Raw genomic sequence first — 24,030 nt, 5'->3', positions numbered from 1 at the left:
CGTTACTTCTCTCGCACCCTGGCGGTCAGCACCAGTACGGTCATCCGCTCAGTTTTGTTGGCAACGTCGGAGCCGCCCAGCAACATCGGAGCTGATCGGTCGGTGCGGCGCTCGTTGTACGTGGAGTTGTCTACGGTCTGAGCGCTGATAACGTAGGGCTGCCCACTGCGCACGATGGCGGAGCGAACCAGGACATCGCTCTCCGATTTCGGCGACTGCACATAGCTGCCGTCGGGGAACTGCTGCTTGGTGAAAACGGGCGTTGGGGTGTCGTCGTATTTGATGGCCAGGTTGATGTCGCCGTCGGAATAGGCGTTTGGCAGGACCGTGATGATCCGCCCCGATACCTCTTCTGCCTGGGTAGCGGTTACCGTTGGGCGGTTGATGTCAGAGTTCGTCGCGGTCTGCTCGAGCTTGTCGATGTACTTCTCGCGCTGTGGCCGGCCTGCTGTTGCTGGTTGGCCGTTGACCGAGCCGAAGTGGTTCACCTTCTGATCGACGACCTTGCCAACCTTGCTCAACGCCTGAAGGGCAATCGACGAGCCGGCCCACTGCCCCGAACCAACGCTTGCGCCCAAGGTCAGGGCAGCGCCCTCTTGTTCGATGATGCTGTTCAACCCATCGACGTTCACGCCATTGCCTTGGCCGCCGCTCTTGAACATCAGGTTCCAATTCGCTGCAGCGTTGGAACTCGTGGTGTTTTCCAGAGTGATCTGCTCGAGCACCATGTCCACCATGCGGCTGCGCATCGTGTTCTCCTGCCGGATGAACTCAGCGATCTGGTCCAGTACGCTCTTGGTGTCGGTCACGACCAACAGGCCGCCAGAGCCAGCAACGACTCGGCCTGACTTTGTAGTGAACTGGGTGACCCGCAGTACCAGGCTCTGCATGGTGCTTTCTTTGTTCTTTGGCAGGTCCAAGCCGGACTTAGACTTGCTGGCGAGGCCGCTAGAGCTGGTGCTGTCCATGCCACCCGTCAAATCTACGGTCATTTCCGAGGTTGCATTCATCTCGGCACCGCGGATCTCGAAGGTACGGGTTTCTGTGCGATAGAAGACGATGGCACCCAGGGTGTCGTCATACTTCCAGTACACCCCCTCACGCATGGCGATCGCATCCAGGCTTGTGGCCAGCGGCATGCTTTCACGCTTGACGCTTTCGTCGTAGTCGCGCTTGCTGGCCGGAGCCGAAGGCGCGGCCGATGTTGCCGCCGACGATGGAGTCGCTGCTGGTGCGCCAACGCCTGGCAGCGGCGAATCGAGCACGATCGGCGCCGCCGTAGGACGTGCGAACGCCATTGCAGCAGCGCCCCCACCCATCATTTGCTGGTTCTCTAGGCGCGGCATGAAGTATTCAGCCGGCAGCAGAGCATCTGGCATCACCTTCACAGGGATGCCAGTAGCTTCCTGGATACGGGAGGCCATCACCGGTAGCGATCCAGGGTCACGGAACATCAGCGTGGTGTTGACGTTCGCTCGCAGCGGACTGGGCAGCGTCACTTCCCGCGCCAGCGGGATCGCTTTGCCTGTGATATATGGGCGATTGACTTCCTGCGCGGCCCGCTTCGCGTCGAGCGTCACAGAATTCACGCTGCGTGAAATCTGGTCGCGAGTTGAGCGGCCCATGTCAGCAGAAAGGCTATCGGTCTCACGCTTGTCGGTGTAGGTCGAACAGCCAGACGCGAGGCTCACGGCGACAACGAGTGTCGCCGGAATGAATTTGAAGTTTTTCATGGAGGGTTCCGGTTCAGCGCGCGCTCATGCGATCGCACATCTCGTTGATCGGTACCACGCGCACCACGCGGTTCGAGTAGAAGCACGGCTGCAACGGAGTTGCGCTCAGCTCTGTTGTGCCGATGAGCTGCCTGGTGGCGTTTTTGAAGTCGCCACTGAAGTTGGCCTGCGCAGTGATCGGAATATCCACATTGACGGCCCAGTGCTCAGGCTCGAAGGACCACCCCGCCGCTTTCGCCCAGGACTTGAGGGCCTCACGGATAGTGCGGTCGGCTGGAGACACTTTCCAGATTGGAGTAGGTGGTGGAAGTGGCTTAGCGGGCGCTTGCGGCACACTGGCCAACAAGGGCTGCGGAGCAGCAGGAGCTGCAGATACTGCGGCAGTACCCGATGCGCCCTTCGGTACACCCGCGCCAGCTGGGTTAGTGCTACTGGGCGGCACTGGCTTGGCACCAGCGGCAAATGCAACAGCAGGGGCAGCACCTGGTGCGGCTGCAGCGGCGCCAGCAGGGGCTGGCGTCGGCACGAAGCCCTTGGCATTCACGGCCACCGGTTTGGCGCCAGCGGCAAATGCAACAGCACCAGTACCTGGTGCGGCAGCAGCGGTGCCAACGACCACAACAGGCTTAGGTGCGACAGGCTCAGGGATCACCGCCACCTGCCGAGCGCGGCTAGCAGCACTGGGGCGGCCTTTGCTCATGACGACAGTCTTATCGAACCCGTCGACATGAAAGTGCAATGCGTAGCGGTCACCGATCTGCCGCAGGACTTCGGTCCAGGCGCGACCACCGCTGAAACTGATGTGATCAGGTACTGCTTTCTCCTCGAGCGTCTTGTCTCGATAGAACTGCCAACCTGGCGGGAGAATCATGGCCATGGCGTCAGCGAATGGGAGCGAGTCGCCAAAACCTGGGATCTCGGTGCGCTCAACGTCACCGCGCTGACTCAGCGGTGAGTAGGCCAGATCCACCATCAAGACCGCGTCCTTGTAGCGCGCCTGTTTTGGCTCCATCCCGCCGGTTGAAGGCTTGAAGCTCGCGCGCCCTTCGGCTTGGTATGGCTGGAACTTGCCCATCTCGCCCTTTTCGGTGCCCATTATTGCGCCGTGGTCGAGGTAGAAATCACCGTACGCTGTCGATGACACTGCAGCCGCAACGACGGCGGCGAGAATGCTCCGCCTCACTTGCAGGCCCCTTTACCAGTTTCAATGACATTTCGGTTCATTCCAGCTCCAACCTCTCACATGATTTTCTGCGTCGGCACCAGCCGTGGTCCGGTAGCAGCCAAATAAATTGTTCGATCTCGATCATCACGCCGACTTCGGCCAGCAAAACTGCTCGTTAAGGCGCAATTACGCGGCTAGATTCGCCGTTTTCGTCACGTCTTGGCGCTATCGGGAGTAGATCGAAGCCACCCGCGCAGGCATAATTTAACGCGATATAATTGCACTGTACATAGTTAACGTGTTCTCGGCTTAGTAATGCAGCACCTCATAAAGCGCTCAACCCAGGGCATGCAGAACAATATCGCCCGACCATTTGGTGATCAGCCGACCCTGTCGAACGATCAGGGGAAAAACAATTTGAGAAGCGCGGCTATCCGCCAAAGGGAAGTCATGACCACACGAGAAAGCACCTTGGCCTTGTGCCTTGAGGCGAGGCGCCTGCACGACGAAGCGCAATCAATGAGGAAGGTTGAAGGATCTGAATTGGGCGACCTGCAGGAGGTTCGCATCAGCCGGATTGAGTTCCGCGCTGAGTACCTCGCCAGTCAGGCTGGCGCAGCGGCGGCGAAGTCTCGGGCGTCCAATCAAGTACCCAGCTCCATCAGCCCTATCCTCGCGCTTCAGGCCGCCTTCACAGCTGAGTACGAGCTTGAGGACCTGCATATTCGGGGGGGGTCCTGAGTGCCCCTAGTCAGAAGCGCCTGCTTGGCACCTGCATACGCCTGGGTACCACCCGACAGTTCCGATCTACACGGGGTTACGGACTTGATCCGCACACGCATGAGAAGGCAAGGATCAGCCTTAACTGCCCTTTCGCCTGAAGGCTTGAGCTGGTTGGCACAGTCCAGATCACGGCAAGCCAGTCAGATTCCCTATCACATTTGGGAAGAGCTCTGCTTTGCCGCTGGCCTTGGCGTGTTGAGTGAAATTGGGGCAAGCCCCAGATTACTCACAGCGCTAATTTAGTCGCGCCACGGGAATATATGTTGTACGTGTATATAGCTGGGTGTATACTCAACTCAGCAACCGACGACAGGAGCCCGTCATGATCAAGCACGCATTTACCGCCCCCTCCCCCTCTCTCTGTGGTCACGGCAGCATGACCTCCTTCAGTCACGGCAAGACGACGCGCACTCAGGACCGTCTCTTCGCATCGGCCACTCTTTGTGCCGAATGCGGCGCCAAGATCGTTGCGGTGGTGCCGTGTGCCGACAAGGGCTTTCACAAGATGGCCCTGCCCGCAATGCTGGGGCGACCGGCGCAAGTCAAATGGGCGAACGGGATTCGTCTCGGTTTTATCCGTCAACTCGGTCCAGTTATGGCGGAGCTGGCCAAGCAGCACGATCCGCTTTCTGTCGCAGTGCTTGCTGTGTACGAAATGCTTTTCAAAATTCAGGAGGCTCCATTCTGGATCGACAACCGGGACAGCAAGTTCTCCAGTTATTGGGCGCGTACTGAGGTCGAGTGCTTGCTCCGTGAGCGCCTGCATTCTGTGATCCTCCCTTCCGCCATGTCGGCTTTCGACTACTGGAATAGAACGGATTACGCTCCGATTCGTGCCGCCCGCGCGAACATCGAGCAGGTGCGTGAAGCCCTTGCTTGGAGCCAGCATTTACCAGCGCCAGAGCAAGATCGGCAGCCCCTCCAATCCGTCTGACCCCTCTCTGCTAAGGGCACATGGCATCCATGTCATGTGTCCGTCTAAAGGATACGAAATGGATCATTTTGTGAAACTGCTGCCCATCAGCGGTAGCTCAGTGGTTGGCAAGGGAAGCAAGCTTTACCACGTCTCCTACCAGGCCGACTTCAACGACTCTCCTACCCTCTGGACGGTCGCTGCAGACAGCTTGTTTGAGGCCTATGCCCTGGCCCTAGCCGAGCAAGACTGTGCTGTAGAGTCGCTGCTGCATGACCTGACTAATTCAACCGACGACGACGGTCTTGATGGGTATGAAATTGGTGAGGTCATGGGAGGCCCGATGAACTGCCAATGCCAGCGCATTGAGCATCGCTTTACCGTTGTGGCCATTGGGCCAAACGCACAGATCATGCCGGTGCAAGTAAATGCAGTTGACCCCCTCAGTGCTTACGCAGCTGCGGCGGCAACACACGGCGACCTAGAGTTCGTTGCGGCATTGCCAAGCTGGATTCTGGCGAGCGGTCTGGTTGAGTTCCCAGGATCGGCAGTGGTCGACGCTGGAACCGTTCTCCAGCAACCAGAGGTGTTCGGGAAAGCTTGCTGAACCTGGCTCGTGCCGCCAATCCGCCGAAAACGCACCAGTTTCCCTTTTGACCCGCCTTGTGCGGGTTTTTTTATGGCTATCGGGTATGTGTCCGATGTCCCTGGCTGTCCGCGCCAAAACCAAAGGCCTGATCGTATCGCCATTTTGTGCTGGCTCAGCAAATGTTGGTGATGCAACGTACACAGTGAGTGTACGATGTTATGTTGCGGCTTGCAGCTTCGCGGGGAGAAGTGATTAGTAGGCAGCCGTATTAACGGAGAAGAATATGTACAACGCAATTAAATTGGGCCTTGCGTTATTCATGCTTGGTTCGAGTCTGGGGGTGAACGCTGCGCCGCGTGGGGCAAACACCGCCGACATCGTTCAGGGCATCTCGGTCCCTGGGATGGTGGTCGACATCAATCCCGGTGGAGCAGGCTGCAACACGGGCGCTCACGAAGTCTGGGAGCCAAGTCAAGGCGGGTGCTCCGATATTGAATACCAGAAAACTACAGCTCGTGTCGTTTCGGTTACAGCGGGCCTCACCACAATTGAGGCGGGCTCTGGTTCGACCAGCTTTACCGCCCAGGTTGTCACGGAGAATGGCAAAGTCGCGCCACCTGGCGTACTTGTGAAGTGGCTTACATCAAACGGAAATCTGGCTGTTCCACAAGGGGTAACTGATTCAAATGGTCAAGCTCGAAATACGTTGAGCGGGGCCACCGCCGGCTCATCTACTGTCACTGCTACAGCTGCACAGGGCGGAGCAACAGCCACAGTCACTGTTAAAGTTTCAAAGCCGGTAATCAACTCCTTTACCGTGGTGGCCCATTTCAATAAAAGGCAGATCGCTAATACTATCTATATTGATGGAGTTTACGGGTATTACTGGGATACAAACGTCTTCAGCTGGTCGGCGACTAACGCTGACCGATATGTGCTACAAGATAACCAGGGAATGGTTATGTATTCTGGCTCAGGCACATCGTTTTCTGCTGGCAGTATGACCCGCTGGTGGAATATGAGGCCCCCAAGCGGGCTCTACTACCTTATTGCATACAAAGGATCTCAATCAACAACCAGAACACTGAATGCAACTGTGCTTGATAATGGTTGCAATGGATGCGGTATGTAATAAGCCTCCTATTAACTCCTCGGTGGGAGTAAAGCACCCAAGGGCTGCGCCTCGAGTGAGGCGCTAGCGGCTTGCTTAGCATGCCCGCCAGGACGGCGGCATCACATATTTAAAGGTCGATTATTTGATGAGCTTAAAAAAAACAGTGAAGACCTCAGTGCTGCTCTTTGCCCTTAGCGGCTGGGCAGGAGCAGCTGAGCTTGAGCAGAATACCGCAGAAATTTATCAAAGTATTTCTGTTCCAGGTATGACTATCGATATCAATCCAGATGGTGGCGGCTGTAACACAGCTTCGTACGAGGTTTGGACGCCGGCAGAAGGCGGATGTTCTGACATCGAATATCAGAAAACCACAGCGAAAGTAATATCGCTCACTCCTGCCAATGCATCAATCGAGAGCAGTAGCGGTGCGACCAAGCTGACCGCTGTCGTCAGGATGTCCAACGGCAAACTGGCTCCCGCCGGCGTGACGGTCAGGTGGGCTGCAGACAACGGCAACCTTACATCCCCTCAGACCTACACAAACGCTGCAGGCGAAGCGGTGAACACCCTTTCAGGGGCTAACGTTGGTCAGGCGAGGGTGACAGCCACCGCAGCGACCGGTGGGGCCACAGCAACCATCGTGGTCAAGCAATCCGCCCCAGTGATCAAAAGCTTTTCTGAACAAGGACGGGCGATCGGATACCTTTCATATTACTGGACAGCAAACACGATCTACTGGAATGCCGACGATGCGCACTATTTCGAGAATGTGTTTAATTGGAGCGCGATCAGCGCCACGCGGTATGAGCTTGTGGATCCGTGGGGCACGATAGTCTACTCAGGTACCAGCACCACAGTATCGCTATCGAACAGTCAGATCCCTGGACATTACGGATCGAATATTTATCTCAAAACCCCCCGATACGGTGGTGGTGCCTATAACTATACGCTCAGGGCTTACAATGGAACAAAAGTATCTACAGCCACAATTCCAATTTACTATCGTGGGTATGAGTGTAATGGGGGCTGTAGCACGTAGGATAACGCTTGCCCTTGCAGCGGAATGCTAGCAGCTTACTCGGCATGCCCGCCACGGCAGCTGATACCACTGATATTTCAAACCCGCATCTACGCCATTTCAATGGCACAAAAAAGCCCCGCATTTGCGGGGCTTTACTTTGCAGCTGGCGAGGGTCACTCGCCGTTCTGGTTGCTCTCGCCCCAGCCCATCGGGTCCAGCTTGTTCTCGAACTCGTGGGCGCGAGTGAAGGACTCGGTCGGGTTGGCGCGCTTGGCTTCGGCCTGGGCGTGCATGTCGGAGACGGTGGAGCAGCCGGTGGAGGCGGCCATTGCAGCGACGGTGACCAGTGCGAAGACGGCTTTGAGGGTAACGTTTTTCATGGTGAAGCTCCTGTTTTGGTTTGAGTTGCAGCTACTTGCTGCTTGAGATGAATATTAAGCCTGCACGTAAACGCCGTCAACAATTTATTTACGAGATTTACAGTTATTTTTGCAGCGCCTATATCTCATCCGCCCTCACCTACTCCGGCAGTCGAACTGGTATCTGATACTGGTAGCCATCAAAAGCAACCACCCAAGTTTGCCCAATCACCAGCTTGGCCGTTACCACGGTCTGGCCGTCGTGCCCCTCCGCCAGCAGGCCAGCTTCTGCCTGCGCCGCTATCTGGGGAAGACGGGCTTGCAGCTCATTCACGACGGCCAGGTGCCTGTCGCGCGCCATCACTGCCCTGATTGAGATACCGTTCGACGCAAACCCACCACCAAGGGAGTGCAGCACAGCACCGTCTGCCGTGGTGGTGAAGGTATTGAGGTTGGCCTTACGCAGCTGGGCACGCTGAGCGTCGCTCAGCTGGTGGGCCAGCCCGTGGACGCCTGAAACAACCAGGGGATTGGTCAGCCCTGGCCATTCGGCTCTCATGGTTTCGATGACTGAACTATCGCTCCACGCCCCATGGCCATAGATCCCGATGGCGTAGAACGTGTCCTCTGTGGGGTGGCCAAAAAGCACAGGGCCTGTGCGCTCCACAAAGTCGGCATTCCTCGCATGAGTCGCCAAGCCAAGATGCAGGTGGTACACGCCCCAGTCGAACAGCAGGGAGTCGGTAGCCGTGGGTTTCTGCGTGAGCAGGCTCAGGTGGGGCGACAGGTCGTCACCAGCTTCAATTTTGGCCTTCAGGCTTGCCCAGCCAGCGGCGTGCTCTGGGGGGCACATGAAGCTGGACGACTCGCTGACCTTGCGAGGGCGCGGCTCGATCCGCCTGAGCCCGGCGTGAAAAAACAGCGTGGGAATCTCTTTGGGATCGACATCTGCCAGGTTCATCCCCCAGGTGCTCTCCATGATCTGGCGCACTGCGGCGACCCAGTCCTGCTCGAAGTTGGCCTTCAGCTGCATTTCCATTTCCTGTGTGTTGCTGTCAGTGGTAGCGGCGGACAAAAGAAAGCCCGCACATGGCGGGCGATCAATCCAGAGAGTCGGCGCCTGATCGGCGTGATCGTGGCGGGGCCTCAGCTCAAGCTCGTTCACGGCGCCCAATGATAGGGGCTCCTGATAGATTGGAGCCAGACTGCCATCACTTCGACTGCTGTGCGCTAGCGCGCTTCATTTGTTGAACGAGTTGCGTGGGCAATCCCTTGATGACAAGAGTGCCGGCGGCTTCGTCATATTGCACCTTGTCACCCAGGAGATGCGCCTCGAAGCTGATCGACAGGCCTTCGGCGCGCCCGGTGAAGCGGCAGAATTGATTGATGACTCGCTTGTCGGCAGGGATCTCTGGCGACAGGCCGTAATCGCTGTTGCGAATGTGGTCGTAGAACGCCTGAGGGCGGTCCTCGTCGATCAGGCTGGAGAGCTCTTCCAGGGTTACTGGCTCGCCCAGCTTGGTCTGGGTGACGGCGTAGTCGACCAGTGTCTGGGTCTTCTCACGGGCCGCCTCTTCCGGCAGGTCTTCTTTTTCGACGAAGTCACTGAAGGCCTTGAGCAGGGTGCGGGTCTCGCTTGGGCCGTCGACGCCTTCTTGGCAGCCGATGAAGTCGCGGAAGTAGTCCGAGATCTTCTTGCCGTTTCTTCCCTTGATGAACGAGATGTACTGCTTAGAGGCTTCGTTGTTCTTCCACTCGGACAGGTTGATCCGTGCCGCCTGGTGCAACTGGCTGAGGTCGAGGTGGCGCGACGGCCTCACGTCCAGATCGTCGTTCACCGTTACGCCTTCACGGTGATGCAGCAGTGCAATGGCCAGGTATTCGGTCATGCCTTGCTGGTAGTGGGCGAATAGGACGTGGCCGCCGGTGGAGAGGTTGGATTCCTCGAGCAATTTTTGGAGGTGCTCGACGGCGGTGCGGCTGAAGGCGGTGAAATCCTGCTTGGCGTCCAGGTACTGTTTGAGCCAGCCGCTGAGCGGATAGGCGCCGGATTCGCCGTGGAAGAGGCCCCAGGCCTTGCCCTGTTTGGCGTTGTAGCTATCGTTGAGGTCGGCCAGCAGGTTCTCGATGGCTTCGGAGGCGGCCAGTTCGTTGTCACGAGCATGCAGCACAGCGGGGCTGCCGTCGGGCTTCTTGTCGATCAGGTGAACAATGCAATGGCGAATGGGCATAAACGAGCTCCGTGGTGCCGCTATCAAGCAGCAAGCTGAAAGGCAGAAATCGGTCTGCAGTCAAAATGGCTGGGGGGCCGCAACGTACGCCAGGATGCTGCGGCATGCCAGCGCCAGCTGAGCCTGCTGCTGCTCGCTCAATCCCTCGACGAGCTTCATCGCGGTGACATGATTGCCCTGCAGCTGGGCGACCAGCGCAGATGCTTCAGCGGCCGTTTGGGCGCCAGTGGCTGGCAAAGTATCTGTGGGCATAGTGTTCGCTCCCCGAGGCCGAGCATGGCCCTCCATGCTCTCTCACGACCTCAACCCCGCGGCGTGGGCGGGGTGCGACTGGGGCGTTGTAGGGTTCTGCCTAGAGGGCTAGTCCGTGCTGGCTTGGGGCTCACACACTTTCGCCCTCCACCCCTGCAGGCGCAGGTTCAGGTCCATCGCATCAGACCGCTCGACAGGTCGGCCATTAGCCGATCGGTACTCACCATCTCGGGGCGAGTAAAAGACGCCCGACTGCACGACAAAGGCGCGTTCAAACGCCTGCAGGCTGAGCTCAGCACGACGCTCAGCTGTGAGCTCACCGGATGAAAGCAGTTCGGCGGTCGCCTTCACAAGATCGCTCAGGCGATCGTCGCTCACATTGTGCAGCTGCAGCCAGTCATCAAGCAGCTCTGCTTGCTGCGCCAGCTTGGCCAGCAGCTGTTCGCGATCCAGCCACGGAGATGGGCATTCGCCTTCGGGGCGTTGATCGAGCGCCGAGCCCGCTTTGCAGCCCAAACAGGTATGCCAGCCGCCGTCGTTTGTGTCCACGACCTGCATGTGGTGCTTATCCGATCCGTTCACGCCTCAACTCCGTTTTTGTGGGTGCCCAGCACCTATGCTTGCGCACTGTATTACCTTGCGATAATACGGTCAAGGTTCGCCGTTCTCGTTACTCGCGTGGTAGATAGGCTTGACGAAGTATTACCATGCAATAATACAATACCCATTCGTACGCCCACATTCCCTTTTGGCTCATCAGCTCAGCACCAACCTGTCACCAAAGAGGTTTGACCAGGTGAAGACCCCAAAATCGCAGCCTTACCCTGCCACAAAAGTATTTGTGGGAGCGGTCCTGTACTCGGCATTTGCCGAGGAAGATGGCAAATCCATCAAGACCGGATTCCGTGAATGGGTTGTCCGTTCAATCCGTGCCGAGCGGCGTCCACGCCACCGCCCACTGCCACCTGGCGTGGAGCCGACCAAGTACGTCGAGTTGGTGCTGAAGAACTGTGTGACCTGGGGGAAGCTTTCGCCGAAGAAGGGGGATGCGGGATGGAAAACGTCCATTTCTGCTGACTTCCGTGAAACGTTCCGCGTGGGCCGGCCTCTCCCGCTGGGCATATACACCACCCAGCGCGCCGCCTTGGCGTGGGAGCTAGCGAATTGGCGCGACATGGTAGAGCACTACGAAGCCGACATCGCACACGCAGAAAGCGAGGAATCCAAGGCCGAGTTCGTTGCAGAGCTGGCCTTGACTCATCGTCTAATCGAAGCGCTGCAAAGGCGCTTTGGCCGAATGAAAAAACTGAGCCTGCGCACCAGACAGGAGAATACCCAGTGAGCAGATTTTATATACAAACCACCCAGGACATTGCGGATGCCGAGGCCTACTGGAAGGACAAGGAGGTAAAGGTGTTCGCAGTCGAGATCCGTAGCCGGGCAACCAATGACCGGCGGATTCAGCACACTATGTACGTGCGAGCCAAAACCAAGGAAGGTGCAGAAAACTGCGCCGAAGACAACGACTTCACTCGCATCGCTAAGCCTGTGTATCGTGCACGACTCGCCGGACCTCGAGAGTTGGAGTGCGTGCCCGCTCCAACTCAGTCCGCGTGATCGCCACCACAGTCAATTTAGCCCCTGTTCTACTAAGCCGGAAGGTAGTCATGGAAGACCACTCACTTGCTCAGGATTGCCCGAAGCCCCTCTTGCACGATTTCCAAAAGCTGCAGGCCTGGCTTGAGCCCTTGTCCGATGTCGCTCGGGTTGAGTGCGATGGCATGACGCGGCTTGTGTCTCATCTTCTGAGCTCAAATGGCATTGAGCACTTTGTCGCCAGCGGCGTCCTGGTTGATCTGCAGCGCATCGACGATCCTGCAGCCAGCTGCGGGCCGCTCTGTGGTGTAACCCATTGGTGGATCGAGCTCGGGTCAAGCTACGTTGTAGATTTTCGAGCCAGGATGTGGCTGGGGCCGGATGCCCAGCACGGCGTCTTCATACCCAGCGCGCGCTTCGAGTATCGTACTGAACGGCGAGGAATGCTCTCCCCCCTCCCTGAACCCGTCTTGGACTTGATGGCCGGCGTGAAGGTGAGCGAATGGCCCGAGTTCGATGCTGCGCGCAAGGGCCAACGTTGATGTCAGAGCACCTCCAGGCTTCTGATACCCTAAGCAGGACTGACAGCAAGGTGAAACACCATGGCCCATGACCACGACGATCTGACCAAGGCGACAGGCATTACCGCTGACGTGGTGATGGAGGCTGGCACTTATTCCAGTGCCAAAGACATGCGCAGCTTGCAGACGGGGCTTACCAGCGCCGCCCGTGAGCTACGCGCCTTCACTCAGCGCAACACGCTGCGCGGGCGCCTTGGCGAGATGCTCTCCCTCGAGCAGCGCGAGTTGCTGACCAACGCAGCGGCGCTTTTGGATTCGATCAAGTACAACGTCGAGCATGCCAAGGAGCGAAAGGAGCGCACAGAGAAAGCAACGGCCAAAAAGCGCAAGCAGTGGGAGCAAGAGGCCATGCAGCTGGTGAAAGCTCACTTTACCTTGCCGGCCGAAACGGTAGCCGAGCAATTGCGGATACTGGAATTGCACCTCGTCGCCCAGGTGGTGCTGGGGCAAACAACCTATATGGCGGACCACCTACAGCTGCGCAGAAAGATGCAAGAAGTGCCTCCACAGTGGTCCAACGTCACGGTTGCGCAATGGCGCCGCAGCGAGGTAACCAGCTTGCTGGGAGATTGCCAGTCCGCTCTTCGGTACTACCTGAGTTGGGATCTGAAAAAGTTGCCTGCCCAGCAACTGGAAGAAGTCCAGCGCAGCTTGGAAGAACGTCGCGCCGAGATTCTCGCCAAGCCCGCTTCAGTTGAAACAATTCGGATCTGGAGCGATGCGCTGAAGGGCGCGGCATTCATCTACAGCGTGATGCCTCCGATCGGCTCCTCCAATTAGGCCAATCCCGACTCAGCGCAAGCGCTACCTCATATGATCTGACCCCTTAGGGGTATCAGCAAAATCGCCCCGTTGGCTCTGGCACCTTTGCCGTCTGCCGCAGAGATGGCGAGCTTTCACTGTTCCTGTCTCACTGGGACGATCCCCGCGAAATAACCACCTCGCGTTCACAGCTCGCATACTCAAGCGCGACTGTTCCACTTCCTTCCTGAAGTCGTTCCACCCATGCGCCTGGATTTGTACTACACAGAATGTACCACGTGCATGTATCATCGCCCGCACACATCCATTCTTCCAGGCAGGAGCTCCGCGATGGCGCCGAAGAAAAAATTCGATTTTGACAGGAAGCCATTGGCGGTGATCGTCGCCGCCAATTACAAGGGCGGCGTTGGCAAGACCACCACCAGCCGAGTGTTGGTACAGGGCTTCGCGCATTTTCCCGAGTATCACCACGGCAAGCCGATCCTGTACATCGACCTCGATCCGCAGGGGAACACCAGCAAGCGCTGGAACCTGCTTGAGGTGATCGACGAAGCCGGCACCAAGTCACCTCGCCCACATCCCCAGCTGGTACTGGACGGAGAAGAGAACCCACGCACCTCGATCTGCGACCTTTGGCTGGAGTTGCTGGAAGGTGGTTCGAGTCTCGAGCCTGTCCCATACCCAAGCGACTCGGCTCAAAGGCTCGAGGACATGAATCTGATTCCGAAGGAAGAGATGCAGCCTATCGGGAATGACTTCATCCACGTCGTTCCCAACGACGAGGCTCTCCTGGTCGACATCCAAAGCCTTAAGCGTGGTTCAGAGCAGGCAAAGCAAGCAGCCGAGATTCTGCGCCAGTGGTTGCGATCACCAGAACTCGCGGAACAGTACAGCTTTGTCGTTATCGACACTCCGCCGACCAAGACTGCAATCATGGATATCGTTATCCACGCGGCGACCCACATCTACATTCCGTTCCAGCCGGAGCCACAGAGCGTGGACGGCGTGCTGTCGATGATCAGCTACTTCCAGACCAAGGTCGCCGCCCGGCGCGAATCCGAGGACCTTGATCTCAACTTCCTCGGCATGCTCCCGAACATCGTGCAGAAGAAAACACTGATCCACCAGCAGCAGCTCAACCGTATCGAAGACTCGCCAGTGCTCAGCAAGTATCTGATGAGGACCCCGCTGGATAAAGCTGTTGCGTATCCAGAGACGGATAACTGGCGTAACACGCCTGACCAAGTTTTTGCCACCAAGGGCACTACGCCCGCTATTCAGGCTACCCGGTTCGTTAAGGCCGTCGCGCAGCAGGTCATGGAAGACCGCGACTCCTGGGAGCGCTTCGCATGAGCACTCGAAAAAAAGTAATTTCCAGTTCCGCATCGACAGACGCTTTGTTGACCGGCGAAAAGCAGATCGCTACCCCCGAAACTGCGATGCAGCCCACCGCAAAGCTGAGGGCATCACAGTTCAAGACAACGCCGACCAACCCACGCTACCGGGCATTGGTCGCAGCCCGCGTGCTGCAGCCGAACCACGTCACGAAATCGGGATCGGCACGGAAGGCGAGCTCCACCCACATCAACAAACTGACACGCACGAGCGCGATCCTCTGGGCGCAGAAGGTCAAGAAGACCTGGCTTCTGTCGGATTCTGGTAAAGCCTGGCTCGCCAATGAAGTCCGCGCCGGTCACAAGCTGAACTTCGAAGATCCAGCCGACAAGGACCTGGACGCCATTTGGCGTGCATACACTCGCCGCTGGTACGAGCGGGTTGAGCGTATGCTCATGCGTTGCACCCCAGACGCGGCCGAAATCAAGCGTTTGGAGGCCCAAGGTGAGGCCACTTCTGAGCAGGTTCAGGAGTATCGAGGCAAGCTCAAGCGCATTGAAGCGCTCCTGTCACAGTGGAGTCACCTGCTGGCGCTGGCGAGCAGCATTCACAAGGATGGGCTCATTCAGCCCATTCGCGTTCGACCCTGTGGCGGCGGCTATTTCGAGATCGTCGCTGGCGAACGTCGCTACTGGGCATGCCGTCTCACTGGGATGGACAACATTCCCTATGCCGGCGCTGTAGCGAGTGACCTGGTGGCCCTCAGCCAGATGCTTCATGAAAACCTTGACCGTCTTGACGTTGATCGGGAAGGCTGGGTACTCGCGCTTCGCCGCTACATGTCCGAACTTACCGGCCAACCTTGCGGCCCCGACAATCCAGAACTCAACCTGGCAGCCTTCCAGAACGAGTTCGGCGGCCGCTCCAAGAGTTGGTGCCACCGCTGGCGCGGTGTTTGCCAGCTCCCAGATGACTCGCTCCTACTGGCTCGGATTTGCTCGGGCGAGATTTCGGGGATCCGAAACATCGACGAGCATGTTCGCGCATACCATCGCGCCCGCAAGGGCAACAAAAATCCAGAGCAGTACGAGCTACCAGATACCCCTGGAGCAGCTGGAGGCGATGAGGAGCAGAAGACCCAAGCCCAGCCACCGGCCGGTGCGCCCTCACCAAAGTCGCCGCCCTCCTCCCCTCCCGCGCCAGCCGCCAAAGCTCGGCTCCCTGGTACCGAAGGCGGTATCCGTATTTTCCAGGCACTGAAGACGATTGAGGGCGTAAGCGACCAGGCTCGCAGCGCCATCGAAACTGCCATTGCTGGCTGGCGCGGAGCTCCCGAAAAGTACCGCCGCAAGTGCATGGAAGAAGTATTTGATGCCCTGGCCGCGGCCCTAGACCCTCTGGACGAAGCAGACTGACATGCGAAAACCTGCCCCGACTGAAAAGAAGGTCGTTGCACCAACCACCTCGTACCCCCTTTGGCTTCCCAATGACCAGGTTGAAGTGATCCAGCAAGCTCAGGTGTTATCGTCTAAGGCGTGGCCGGACTGGATTTCCGACGCCATCGATCACTTCAAGAAGGAGCCTGAAGACGAAATCGAGAACCTGATCACAACTTGGGTTCGAGATCGAAAAGATAAGAAAAAGATCAACGTGCGCATTACAAAAGAGTGTCTTGCAGAAATTGATCTTTTGTGCGCGAACAACAAAGATGCCTCTAAGCAAGCGTGTTTACAACATGCTTGCTTCATTCATGCTTTGAGAACTTTCCAGTCTAAGGCTTGAAGCTGCCGCAAGCGAAACGGTGCTATAATCGCTGCAGGGCTTAGCTCCTAGTGTTACCCCTGGATGTGCCCCTGAATAAGGGGCTGCTCCTTTAAGGTCCGCCGGCGTCATCGGTGGGCACACTACGCCGTATAGGCGGGTCGCAACATCAGCCTTAGGGTTGGTAGTTTTCGACATACCTTTCTGCCGAATAGGCAGCCAGTCACCGCCGCATAAGCGGCGGTTGACTCACGCGAGCTTTTCACGGTGCTCTGCGCTTCTGCTGGATAAGCAGTTTTCCCATTGCCGGCAGGATACCGGAACGTGAGCCTACGAATGTCTGTTGAGGATGCGCTCAGCCGCAACCTGATCACCCGCGCCGACGCGGAAACCATGCAAGCTGCCACTCGGGCAGGACGAGGCCATTACCCTGGCATTGCTGCAGCCAAGAAGGTGCCAGCGTTGCCGACTGCACCAAAGGCGGAAAGAACAGAGATCTCCACCCCGGCTGCCAAAGCCTTGGCAGCTGCGGAGCGCGAGAACAATGAGATCCCCCAGCGCCTGCTTTACGAGGCCTTGTGCAAGGAACTGCCCGGAATACCAGAGTGGGAGCGTACCGGCCTAATACCTGGGCGCAGGTACCGCGCCGACATTTTTCTTGCGCCAGACATCACCGTCGAGATGGACGGATTGACCTTCCACTCCAGCCGCGACGCCTTCAAGGCCGATCGGCTGCGCTCCAATTTGTTTGTGCTCCACGGATACCGGGTTTTCCGAGCATTCACCAAGCAGTGCCTGGATCCGGAAATGCGTGCAGAGCTTGTGGGGATGATCGTCCAGGCCTACAGGTCGCCAGTGATGGCTGGGCAAAGCGTGCCGGGAGAGGTCGGCAGCTGATGGATAGCTGCCGGAGGTGAAGCCACTTATTCAGTGGAGATTGGAAACCAGCTTGGCGGGGACCGCTGGCTTCACAGGAGCGCTTGTTCAGCGATCAATTCAAAGTAGGTCACGCCCGCATATTCTGCGGCGTCTAAGCCTTAGATCCATCCTTCAGCAGAGACTAAACGGCTTACTTTTGGCTAATGGAAATCGCGTCAAGGACGTGCTGGCCATGAGCCGCAACGATCTTAGCAGTCTGCCAGCAAATGGCATAGTGCTATGATGCCGAATTGTTGGCGTCAGAAATGCGCCATCAGAACCGTGGCACCGGCACACCAAGCCCGTATGAGCTGGGCTTGTTGTCCAGGACGTCGAGGTGGGTCGGCCTGACACGGCAGATGTCGAATGGGAACCTTGCATTGGTGCTCAGCGAGACGATCATCAGGGTGTGCGTCTCAATCGTTTGAGGAGTGTATTCCTTGGGCTCTTCGCCGCGGGCGATGGCGCGCCGCTGGAGTCGCGCGATCACGGCCCCATTCCGGTTTCGGCAGGGTGTCCGGTGCCGCTTGAACATCCAGGTGATCTTCGCATCCTTGGGCACGTCAAGGACGGCAGTTATGTGCGGCGATCTCTTCTTTGGCCACGCCGCCGCCTTCAAGCGAGCTCGCAATAACTCCAACTGTTCAACGGAGCCGAACATGCGCATCACGCTGCCAAAGTAGTTGGCCGATGAGGCCCACTTCGGCCAGTCCACAACCAACTCACCACCGGCACTGTTGCGCTCATGCACCGCCAAAATCACCCGCTTGAAGTAACTGCGGGCTGAAGCGTTGTCAGGAGCGTGAAGTTCGATGTATTTGGAGAGAATCATGCGAGGTCTACTTTGTCTGGTGGTCCCAAAGGAGGGGGCTATATGGATTCTACCTTCGAAATACCAACGTGCAATATCATTATACATAGCAAATTGTGTTTTCTCGGTTAAGATTCCACCTCCGGCCAGCTGGGCCTGGACAGCCAATCCTGACGAAACGAGTACAAACGCCTCATGAATCTGTTCCCGAAACTCATTGCCTACCATCTCACGGACGCAAGTATTGACCTGAGCCAGTCGACCCTGCAGGCGGCGCTGGAGAAGAAACCTGCGCGAGATCCCTCTGATACAGAGTTGAGCACATTCGGCTTCATCACGCCTCTGCCAGTCGTTGATGGCCAGGTTTCTACCGTCCTCGCCCACAAGGTTTCGGACGTGTTGGTCATCAAGGCAGAGCAAAGCCTGCGCAAAGTACCAGCACAGGCGATCGATGCCGAACTGAATAAGCGCGTGAGCGCCCTGGAGCAGACCACCGACACAAAAGTCAGTCGGGCTGAACGCAAGGTTATGAAGGACCAAGTGGTGATGTCGCTGATCGGCCGCGTCATCCCGAAGAAGATCCAGCTCACGGCGTTCATCCTGCCGGCTGACAACCTGATCCTGGTGAGCGCCTCACGGCCGGCTGATGCAGAGAACCTGCTGAGCACTGTTCGCGAAGTCCTGGGCAGCCTGCCAGTCCGCCCCGTTACGGTCCAGCAGTCGCCTACGGCGGTCATGACCGACTGGCTCAAGAAGAAGACCTTCCCTGCCCCGTTCTTCCCACTGGGCGAAGCAAGCCTGCGCGGCGTCGAGGAAGGCAAGGCCAACCTGAGCGATGTGGACCTGACCGGCGACGAAGTTCAAATGCACCTCGCTTCTGGCCTGCTCGTACGCAGCATCCTGCTGGCCTGGTCGGACAAGATGGTGTTCCGCGTCAACGATCGCCTGCTGATCGACAAGATCCGCTTGAGCGACACCCTGATGGCTGACATCAAGCACAACGCCGGCGATGACCAGGACAAGCTGCAGACGTGGGAGGCCTCTGTCATCCTCACAGCCAAGAGCCTCAAGGAAATGCTGGACAACCTGTTCGCAGCCTTCGGCGGTACCAACGTTCCAGGCTCCATTGCTTAATCAAGCCTGCTGACCCGAGCGGCTGCCCGACAGCCGCTTTTCCCGTCGTTGCGAGGTACAAGTCGTGGCGTGTGAAACCGAGATATTCATAAGGGAAGCCGCAGAGCTAGGGTGGTCCCGAACCGAAGTATGCGAGGTGTTGATGATCAGTTGGTCAACGCTGAAGGACATGCTTGAGGTGATCGGCCCGCTCGAGTGGGTCCCTGGCAATCAATCGCTTTCGAGGAAACGCAGCGTTGAACAAAGACGCGGTGTATTCACGCCTGCTTTGAAGGCCTCCCTTCAAGTCGCAATCGCGAAGCGCCGGGAAAAGGCAAAGTATGAAGTCCTCGGCCCAAGCGGCAGCCCCCTACGGGGGAACATCAAAGAGCTCGCCCAACATTTTGGCGTGAGCGCCAGCACCGTTAGGCGCCGCATGAGCGAAGGCGGCCTTTCGATCCATGAAGCATTGGCCACCCCTCCGACTCCACGGCACTTACGCCGCAATGGCGTCGCGCGCCCCTAGGAGAACAACGTGAATCATTTTCTATCCCTTGCGCGCCTCATCAGGCGTCGCCCCAAAGCGCTACGGCCTGCGTCCATCGTGTTTGGCATCAGTGACCCGATCGCCCTGGGTCGAGCGCTGGGTGATTCCCCTATCCTCAAGACTGGGGGAGCATCATTTCGGAAAATCGACTTGAGAGAACAAGGCCACAAAGACTTTGACAGTTCCGTTTAACGGAACTATTATTGCTCTATCGAAAGGTTAACCACTCCTGATAGGACAGTGCCCAATGCAGCCCTCCAGCTTGTTCGACATCCTCTACCATGCCAATGACCTGTTTCTGAGCGGCGTCAAAGTGCAGAACTGGTTTCACGAATGCGGTTCAAATCCCGCCACCTTCCGCCTCGAAACGCGGACTGACTTCCACCGCTTCGAAGAGCAGTCGGTTACCTTGGCCAAGGATGGCTCCGTCGACGCGAAAACCGTGGATGGTGTTCTCCACCGAATCAGGATGTCGCAACCAGAGGACGATTTGGCTGGGATTCTGGCTGAGCTGCAGGCCGCCGGCTTCAACATACCAACAAGTCACCCACTTCTGTCCGCCGATGGATCTCCCAAAGACTCAGTCACCGAGGGATTCCAGTTGGTGCACACGGGTGGCGGTTGCATGGCCATGCGCCGCGATTATGGCACCTATCACATGCTGCTCACATCGCACGATGGCAGCGATGTTCCTGACCTGGAGGACTGGGAAGACAGCTGGATCGGGGTCTACCACGAGTCGCGTGAGGAGCCGCTGGTATGTGTCACAGCGCAGGTGTGGCAGCAGGTCATCACTGCTGCTGGTGGCGCCGGAAACTGATACCACCGGCCCCCATCGATCAATCCCGAGGTCACCCGCCGTTGTATTGGCATGCGTCGACCTCCCCCAAGGAGAAATGAAGCATGGCCAACCTGACCACCCCGCAGATTCACGCCGTTGGAGAGTGGTGCGCCGAGCGCGGTATGCTGCCCCACCGGATCGACGCCACCGATGTTCAGGCCGCGTGTACCGGCCTGGGCATTGCCCTGGTCGGCGCGCTGAGCCAATACGAGATCGAGGCGATTAGCGATGTGTGTGAAGACGCCGCCGCTTAATACCACCTGATGCCCCGCATAGGATGCAGCGTCACAACCGAAATTGTTGCAGTATCAAGCCCAGCCATGCGCTGGGCTAAGTACGTAGGAACAGGGCGTTTCTGCCCTCTGGATTAGAGAAGGAAGGACAAATGGGCGACTACATAAGAACGGTTGTAGAGACACGAGGCCAGAATGGCTGGCGTGAGAGCACAACGGCCGTCTTTACGAACGATCCTACTTGGCCGGGGCATGACTCGACAGAGCTCACCCAGTACGCGTTCTTTTGGCAGAGCTACACCATGTTTTCGCTGTTCGCTGGCGTGCGTACACGAGATCACGGAATAGACCCGATCGCTCCGAATCGTGGCCTTCCAGATGATGCCTCAGACGATGCACTGCACCATATTTTGGGCGGCTGGGGTGACCGTGCTGGTTTTAGCTGGCTTCATTCTGAAGAGGACTTCAAGACGGTTGGTCAAAAAGTTGCGAACCGGAATGACGCCGATTCTTTTGGTTTCTCATGGATCGGCGCAGCAGAGTTACTGGCGGTTGACTATGACGCTCTCATTACCCCGATGGATGATCCCACCGAGACAATGCCTCTCAGGGACGCCCTGGGGAGAAGGTTTTTTGAGCATCTTGAGCAGCTTGCAAAGTTGGGAAGCCCGGCGGATGTCCGGATTCTCTTCTGCTTTAGCTGAACGCCAATGAGTTCCGGAAAGCCTCCCATGGACTTAGCACGTAAGCCTTCCCGCAATGACCTTCTGAGGGTCGTGAGCGAGCTGCAAGACCTGATAGGAGAGGCGATGGCCGCGCACGACAATGATCGTGATCCGGACTCACAACTGAAGGTCCGCGCCCCGCTCGTCAAGGGCTTCGATCTTTGCGTTCAGGCTAGGTCGTTTGACCCGCCGTCAAGATCAGCCAGCATATCCCGGAAATGATGCTGTAGGCCCAGCCATACCCTGGTTTGGGGCCTTAGAAACAGGGTGAATTACCCGCCCGCTACCCAGGCCCTGCAATTGCGGGGTCGAGACCATTGAGGGGGCTGGCCCTGAACGGACTCCTCTCTGCGAGCATATCGTTGAGACGTAGCGGTTTACACCGCTGCCTTTGTCGAGTTCACCGGTTTAAAAAATGCCCGAGGAGTGATCTTCGCCGTGCACATGCAAACCTTTCAAGTGATCGATGGCGCTTGAGAGTTCACTCCATTGGTCAGCAAGCGTGTTCTCGTAACTCGCTCCGTGAAGATCACGATAGAGAACTGTCTCGGCGAGTGCCACCAGCTCCAGCTGCAACTCCACAAGCGGGATAACGACTTCATCCTGCATATGTCGCACCCCATCCCCTGTTTTGCTAAGCGACGAGCCGTATCTTGCCCAGGTCTCCGTTTTCTCGAGCACGCTGAATTTTCTGACCAGGCGCGCTATATCGGCCGGCGGTGCTGGCACTCCAACCGCCCTTGCGACGACCACCAACATGTCGAGCAGAACACGGTGGCTATGCCTTCGAATCTGCCTATCGCGTTTCTCGAGATCTGGCTTGAACTCCAAGTCCTTGGCAAGCTGTTGCAGGTCCTCTATGGCATGCAGCCAGCCCAGCACTGACTTGAGTAACAACTCAAGTGCATGGCGCTGAAGGTAGAACACTGGAAGACCAACATCGTCCAGGTTGGTGTCGGCAATGCCTTTGTCGATCAGGGCCTGGGCGCCATGGAGATAGCTTTCGACGTAGCTTGGCTCGCGCCAGAAGCCACCCACCCTGGCTACGCCCGCTGCGAGATCCGCATCGATCATTTCAGCGCTCTTGCCACCGATCATGACGCGGCTACCAGAGGCGGCGTAGAACGGGCGAGGAAGTTTTGGCATGGGTCATCCTGACAAAGTAGTTGGTAGGGATACGGTGCATCATCCCTTGCACCACGGCAAGCTGGCCAGGTAGCCGGCAACCTTGTTTGTTCCGGTAAACAGAACTAAAATCGAACTCTTTGTTAGCCGCCCTCACCTCCAGTACGGCGGATCGCAGCGGGCTCATTCAGGGGCGCCGCAGGGAACCAACGATGAGCACACTGACCCTGGCCCTCAAAGGCGAATATTTCGACGAGATCAAGGCCGGCCGGAAGCTCGAGGAGTACCGCCTGATCACGCCCTACTGGCAAAAGCGGCTCGAAGGTCGCTCGTACCAGGTTGTCGAGCTAACGCGCGGATATCCGCGAAGTGACGACGAATCCAAGCGCCTGCGCCTGCCCTGGCGGGGGTTCCAGCTAGCCACCATCACCCATCCGCATTTCGGGCCTGATCCCGTTGAGGTCTTCGCCATCGATGTGAGCCCCCCAGCCAAGCCTGCCGCTGACTGGTCCTCGGCGCCAGCAGATGCAACGCATGTCATCCGTCGCCCAGGGCGCGAGCGAGTCTCGTGGGTGAAGATCGCGAGCGCACGGGAAGCCTACTGGCGCTGGTCGACGCAGAAAAACTGGTTCATCTCCTCCGACTCACCGCAGAAGCTGTTGGCGCACCCAGACATCGAGCGTCGCCCGTCAGCAAAGGCTGAGAATGACCAGGCTCAGCCGCCGGGATCGGGTCGCCCAACTCACAAGAGACACCATGAGAGACCCAATTCATCTAGGAGGTATAGCGTGAACTCCAGCGAACATCATGCGGCTAGGAGCCTCCAGTCATCCACCTTGAAAGAAGGTGAGTTGATGGTAAAGAAAAAATTCACCGACGCCGAAATGCTGGACTACTTGCAGCGGCATCACACCCTGCACAAGAAGGTCGATTTCCTTTACGTGGTCGATGGCTATGAGGCCGTAGTGACATGGGACGATGAACCTATGTCGCCGGTTTTTAAGGGCTCGACCCTGCGCGACGCTTTAGAAGAAATGATGCAGGGCGGCGACATTCTCACCAGCTCTGGTAGGTAGTAGATCCCATGCCCCTGCATATCCCCGTCGTGATCGGTGAGCTTTCCATCACAGGCGATACGATACGCGCCAGCCGCAGCGCTATTGAGGTCTGGCCTAGGTATGGCGTTGCTTGTTATCCGCTGGGGGCTCTGAATGGCTGCATACCTGCTGTCGCACAGGGCCTGGCTGACCTCCTTGCCGCGGAGGCGCAGACGCGCTCAGAGTTGGGTGATGCGACCTATTCCGTGGCAGTCAACCTCGATGGCGTCGACGTGCGCGGCATGGACGTGTCTGCAGTGACCGATCAGCTAGCAACCCTATACGCCCAGCACTCTGCAGAGGATTAGAGCGATGGTCACGCAGACGAACACACCCCTGCTCGCCCTTTATACATACCGCTGTTCTGGCTGCGGCCACGCTGGTGAGGTGCGCTTGCCGGAGACAGCACCAGAGGTTACGGCAAC

26 protein-coding genes are annotated in these 24,030 nt (G+C 57.8%); 18 read left to right on the top strand and 8 right to left on the bottom strand.

The annotated features are described in order from the left end of the window. Positions 1-2: 2 nt before the first annotated feature. Both F6X61_RS03140 and F6X61_RS03135 read right to left on the bottom strand, forming a co-directional pair. Positions 3-1,733 carry a hypothetical protein gene (locus F6X61_RS03140; RefSeq protein ID WP_153785350.1) on the bottom strand — a complete coding sequence of 577 codons (1,731 nt, stop codon included), beginning with the start codon at positions 1,731-1,733 and terminating at the stop codon, positions 3-5. 13 nt (positions 1,734-1,746) lie between these two features. Further along, the gene (locus F6X61_RS03135) at positions 1,747-2,829 is read right to left on the bottom strand and encodes a toxin co-regulated pilus biosynthesis Q family protein (protein WP_153785349.1); all 1,083 of its coding nucleotides are present in this window, start codon (positions 2,827-2,829) and stop codon (positions 1,747-1,749) included. 417 nt (positions 2,830-3,246) lie between these two features. Between F6X61_RS03135 and F6X61_RS03130 the strand changes: the two genes are divergently transcribed. From F6X61_RS03130 to F6X61_RS03110, 5 genes are all read left to right on the top strand, one after another. Continuing rightward, entirely contained in the window at positions 3,247-3,639 is a 393-nt protein-coding gene (locus F6X61_RS03130) for a hypothetical protein (RefSeq protein WP_153785348.1), read from the top strand. A gap of 364 nt (positions 3,640-4,003) precedes the next feature. Further along, positions 4,004-4,615 (top strand): hypothetical protein, encoded by a 612-nt coding sequence (locus tag F6X61_RS03125; protein WP_153785347.1) that lies wholly within the window; start codon positions 4,004-4,006, stop codon positions 4,613-4,615. A 58-nt stretch (positions 4,616-4,673) separates the two neighbouring features. Next, on the top strand, positions 4,674-5,201 hold the full coding sequence (locus F6X61_RS03120) for a hypothetical protein (protein WP_153785346.1): 528 nt from the start codon (positions 4,674-4,676) through the stop codon (positions 5,199-5,201). 265 nt (positions 5,202-5,466) lie between these two features. Then, positions 5,467-6,315 (top strand): Ig-like domain-containing protein, encoded by an 849-nt coding sequence (locus tag F6X61_RS03115; protein WP_153785345.1) that lies wholly within the window; start codon positions 5,467-5,469, stop codon positions 6,313-6,315. Positions 6,316-6,442: 127 nt separating this feature from the next. Continuing rightward, complete coding sequence (locus tag F6X61_RS03110) at positions 6,443-7,336, top strand: Ig-like domain-containing protein (RefSeq protein WP_153785344.1); 894 nt, start codon at positions 6,443-6,445, stop codon at positions 7,334-7,336. A 155-nt stretch (positions 7,337-7,491) separates the two neighbouring features. Here the strand turns inward: F6X61_RS03110 and F6X61_RS03105 are convergent, their stop codons facing one another. The 4 genes from F6X61_RS03105 to F6X61_RS03090 form a co-directional block, all read right to left on the bottom strand. Next, complete coding sequence (locus tag F6X61_RS03105; protein WP_153785343.1) at positions 7,492-7,698, bottom strand: hypothetical protein; 207 nt, start codon at positions 7,696-7,698, stop codon at positions 7,492-7,494. A gap of 139 nt (positions 7,699-7,837) precedes the next feature. Further along, entirely contained in the window at positions 7,838-8,710 is an 873-nt protein-coding gene (locus F6X61_RS03100; RefSeq protein WP_153785342.1) for a hypothetical protein, read from the bottom strand. Between the two features lie 178 nt (positions 8,711-8,888). Continuing rightward, a complete protein-coding gene (yejK, locus tag F6X61_RS03095; RefSeq protein ID WP_153785341.1) occupies positions 8,889-9,908 on the bottom strand; it encodes a nucleoid-associated protein YejK in 1,020 nt (339 codons plus the stop codon). A 360-nt stretch (positions 9,909-10,268) separates the two neighbouring features. After that, the gene (locus F6X61_RS03090) at positions 10,269-10,742 is read right to left on the bottom strand and encodes a hypothetical protein (RefSeq protein WP_153785340.1); all 474 of its coding nucleotides are present in this window, start codon (positions 10,740-10,742) and stop codon (positions 10,269-10,271) included. Positions 10,743-10,956: 214 nt separating this feature from the next. Here F6X61_RS03090 and F6X61_RS03085 point away from each other — a divergent pair, with 214 nt between their 5' ends. The 7 genes from F6X61_RS03085 (at position 10,957) to F6X61_RS03055 (ending at position 17,092) form a co-directional block, all read left to right on the top strand. After that, positions 10,957-11,502 (top strand): hypothetical protein, encoded by a 546-nt coding sequence (locus tag F6X61_RS03085; RefSeq protein WP_153785339.1) that lies wholly within the window; start codon positions 10,957-10,959, stop codon positions 11,500-11,502. Positions 11,503-11,827: 325 nt separating this feature from the next. Continuing rightward, a complete protein-coding gene (locus F6X61_RS03080) occupies positions 11,828-12,298 on the top strand; it encodes a hypothetical protein (protein WP_153785338.1) in 471 nt (156 codons plus the stop codon). A gap of 60 nt (positions 12,299-12,358) precedes the next feature. Continuing rightward, positions 12,359-13,117 carry a hypothetical protein gene (locus F6X61_RS03075; protein ID WP_153785337.1) on the top strand — a complete coding sequence of 253 codons (759 nt, stop codon included), beginning with the start codon at positions 12,359-12,361 and terminating at the stop codon, positions 13,115-13,117. A gap of 312 nt (positions 13,118-13,429) precedes the next feature. Then, positions 13,430-14,452: a ParA family protein gene (locus F6X61_RS03070; RefSeq protein WP_178125755.1), complete on the top strand. Its 1,023-nt coding sequence runs from the start codon at positions 13,430-13,432 to the stop codon at positions 14,450-14,452. Further along, entirely contained in the window at positions 14,449-15,849 is a 1,401-nt protein-coding gene (locus F6X61_RS03065; RefSeq protein ID WP_153785335.1) for a ParB N-terminal domain-containing protein, read from the top strand. Before F6X61_RS03070 ends, F6X61_RS03065 begins: the two co-directional genes overlap by 4 nt. 1 nt (position 15,850) lies before the next feature. Next, a complete protein-coding gene (locus F6X61_RS03060; RefSeq protein WP_153785334.1) occupies positions 15,851-16,216 on the top strand; it encodes a hypothetical protein in 366 nt (121 codons plus the stop codon). A gap of 303 nt (positions 16,217-16,519) precedes the next feature. Continuing rightward, positions 16,520-17,092, top strand: a complete 573-nt coding sequence (locus F6X61_RS03055) for a hypothetical protein (RefSeq protein WP_153785333.1) — start codon at positions 16,520-16,522, stop codon at positions 17,090-17,092. Between the two features lie 295 nt (positions 17,093-17,387). Here F6X61_RS03055 and F6X61_RS03050 read toward each other — a convergent pair whose 3' ends face one another. Further along, complete coding sequence (locus tag F6X61_RS03050) at positions 17,388-17,945, bottom strand: type I-F CRISPR-associated endoribonuclease Cas6/Csy4 (protein WP_178125754.1); 558 nt, start codon at positions 17,943-17,945, stop codon at positions 17,388-17,390. A gap of 174 nt (positions 17,946-18,119) precedes the next feature. Here F6X61_RS03050 and F6X61_RS03045 point away from each other — a divergent pair, with 174 nt between their 5' ends. The 4 genes from F6X61_RS03045 (at position 18,120) to F6X61_RS03030 (ending at position 21,362) form a co-directional block, all read left to right on the top strand. After that, the gene (locus F6X61_RS03045) at positions 18,120-19,058 is read left to right on the top strand and encodes a recombination-associated protein RdgC (protein WP_153785331.1); all 939 of its coding nucleotides are present in this window, start codon (positions 18,120-18,122) and stop codon (positions 19,056-19,058) included. A gap of 773 nt (positions 19,059-19,831) precedes the next feature. Further along, complete coding sequence (locus F6X61_RS03040) at positions 19,832-20,404, top strand: hypothetical protein (RefSeq protein ID WP_153785330.1); 573 nt, start codon at positions 19,832-19,834, stop codon at positions 20,402-20,404. Between the two features lie 83 nt (positions 20,405-20,487). Continuing rightward, positions 20,488-20,679, top strand: coding sequence for a hypothetical protein (locus F6X61_RS03035; RefSeq protein ID WP_153785329.1), 192 nt, complete (start codon positions 20,488-20,490; stop codon positions 20,677-20,679). Between the two features lie 131 nt (positions 20,680-20,810). After that, positions 20,811-21,362: a hypothetical protein gene (locus F6X61_RS03030; protein ID WP_153785328.1), complete on the top strand. Its 552-nt coding sequence runs from the start codon at positions 20,811-20,813 to the stop codon at positions 21,360-21,362. A 429-nt stretch (positions 21,363-21,791) separates the two neighbouring features. Here the strand turns inward: F6X61_RS03030 and F6X61_RS03025 are convergent, their stop codons facing one another. Further along, entirely contained in the window at positions 21,792-22,529 is a 738-nt protein-coding gene (locus F6X61_RS03025) for a hypothetical protein (protein WP_153785327.1), read from the bottom strand. Between the two features lie 191 nt (positions 22,530-22,720). Between F6X61_RS03025 and F6X61_RS27465 the strand changes: the two genes are divergently transcribed. Continuing rightward, on the top strand, positions 22,721-23,584 hold the full coding sequence (locus tag F6X61_RS27465) for a hypothetical protein (RefSeq protein WP_371923648.1): 864 nt from the start codon (positions 22,721-22,723) through the stop codon (positions 23,582-23,584). Between the two features lie 8 nt (positions 23,585-23,592). Further along, positions 23,593-23,913 (top strand): hypothetical protein, encoded by a 321-nt coding sequence (locus F6X61_RS03015; protein WP_153785326.1) that lies wholly within the window; start codon positions 23,593-23,595, stop codon positions 23,911-23,913. The last annotated feature ends 117 nt before the right edge of the window (positions 23,914-24,030 follow it).

Origin of the sequence: Pseudomonas sp. EMN2, from assembly GCF_009650555.1 — a bacterium.
Lineage (GTDB): Bacteria > Pseudomonadota > Gammaproteobacteria > Pseudomonadales > Pseudomonadaceae > Aquipseudomonas > Aquipseudomonas sichuanensis.
This window is presented reverse-complemented; position numbering and strand designations above follow the sequence as displayed.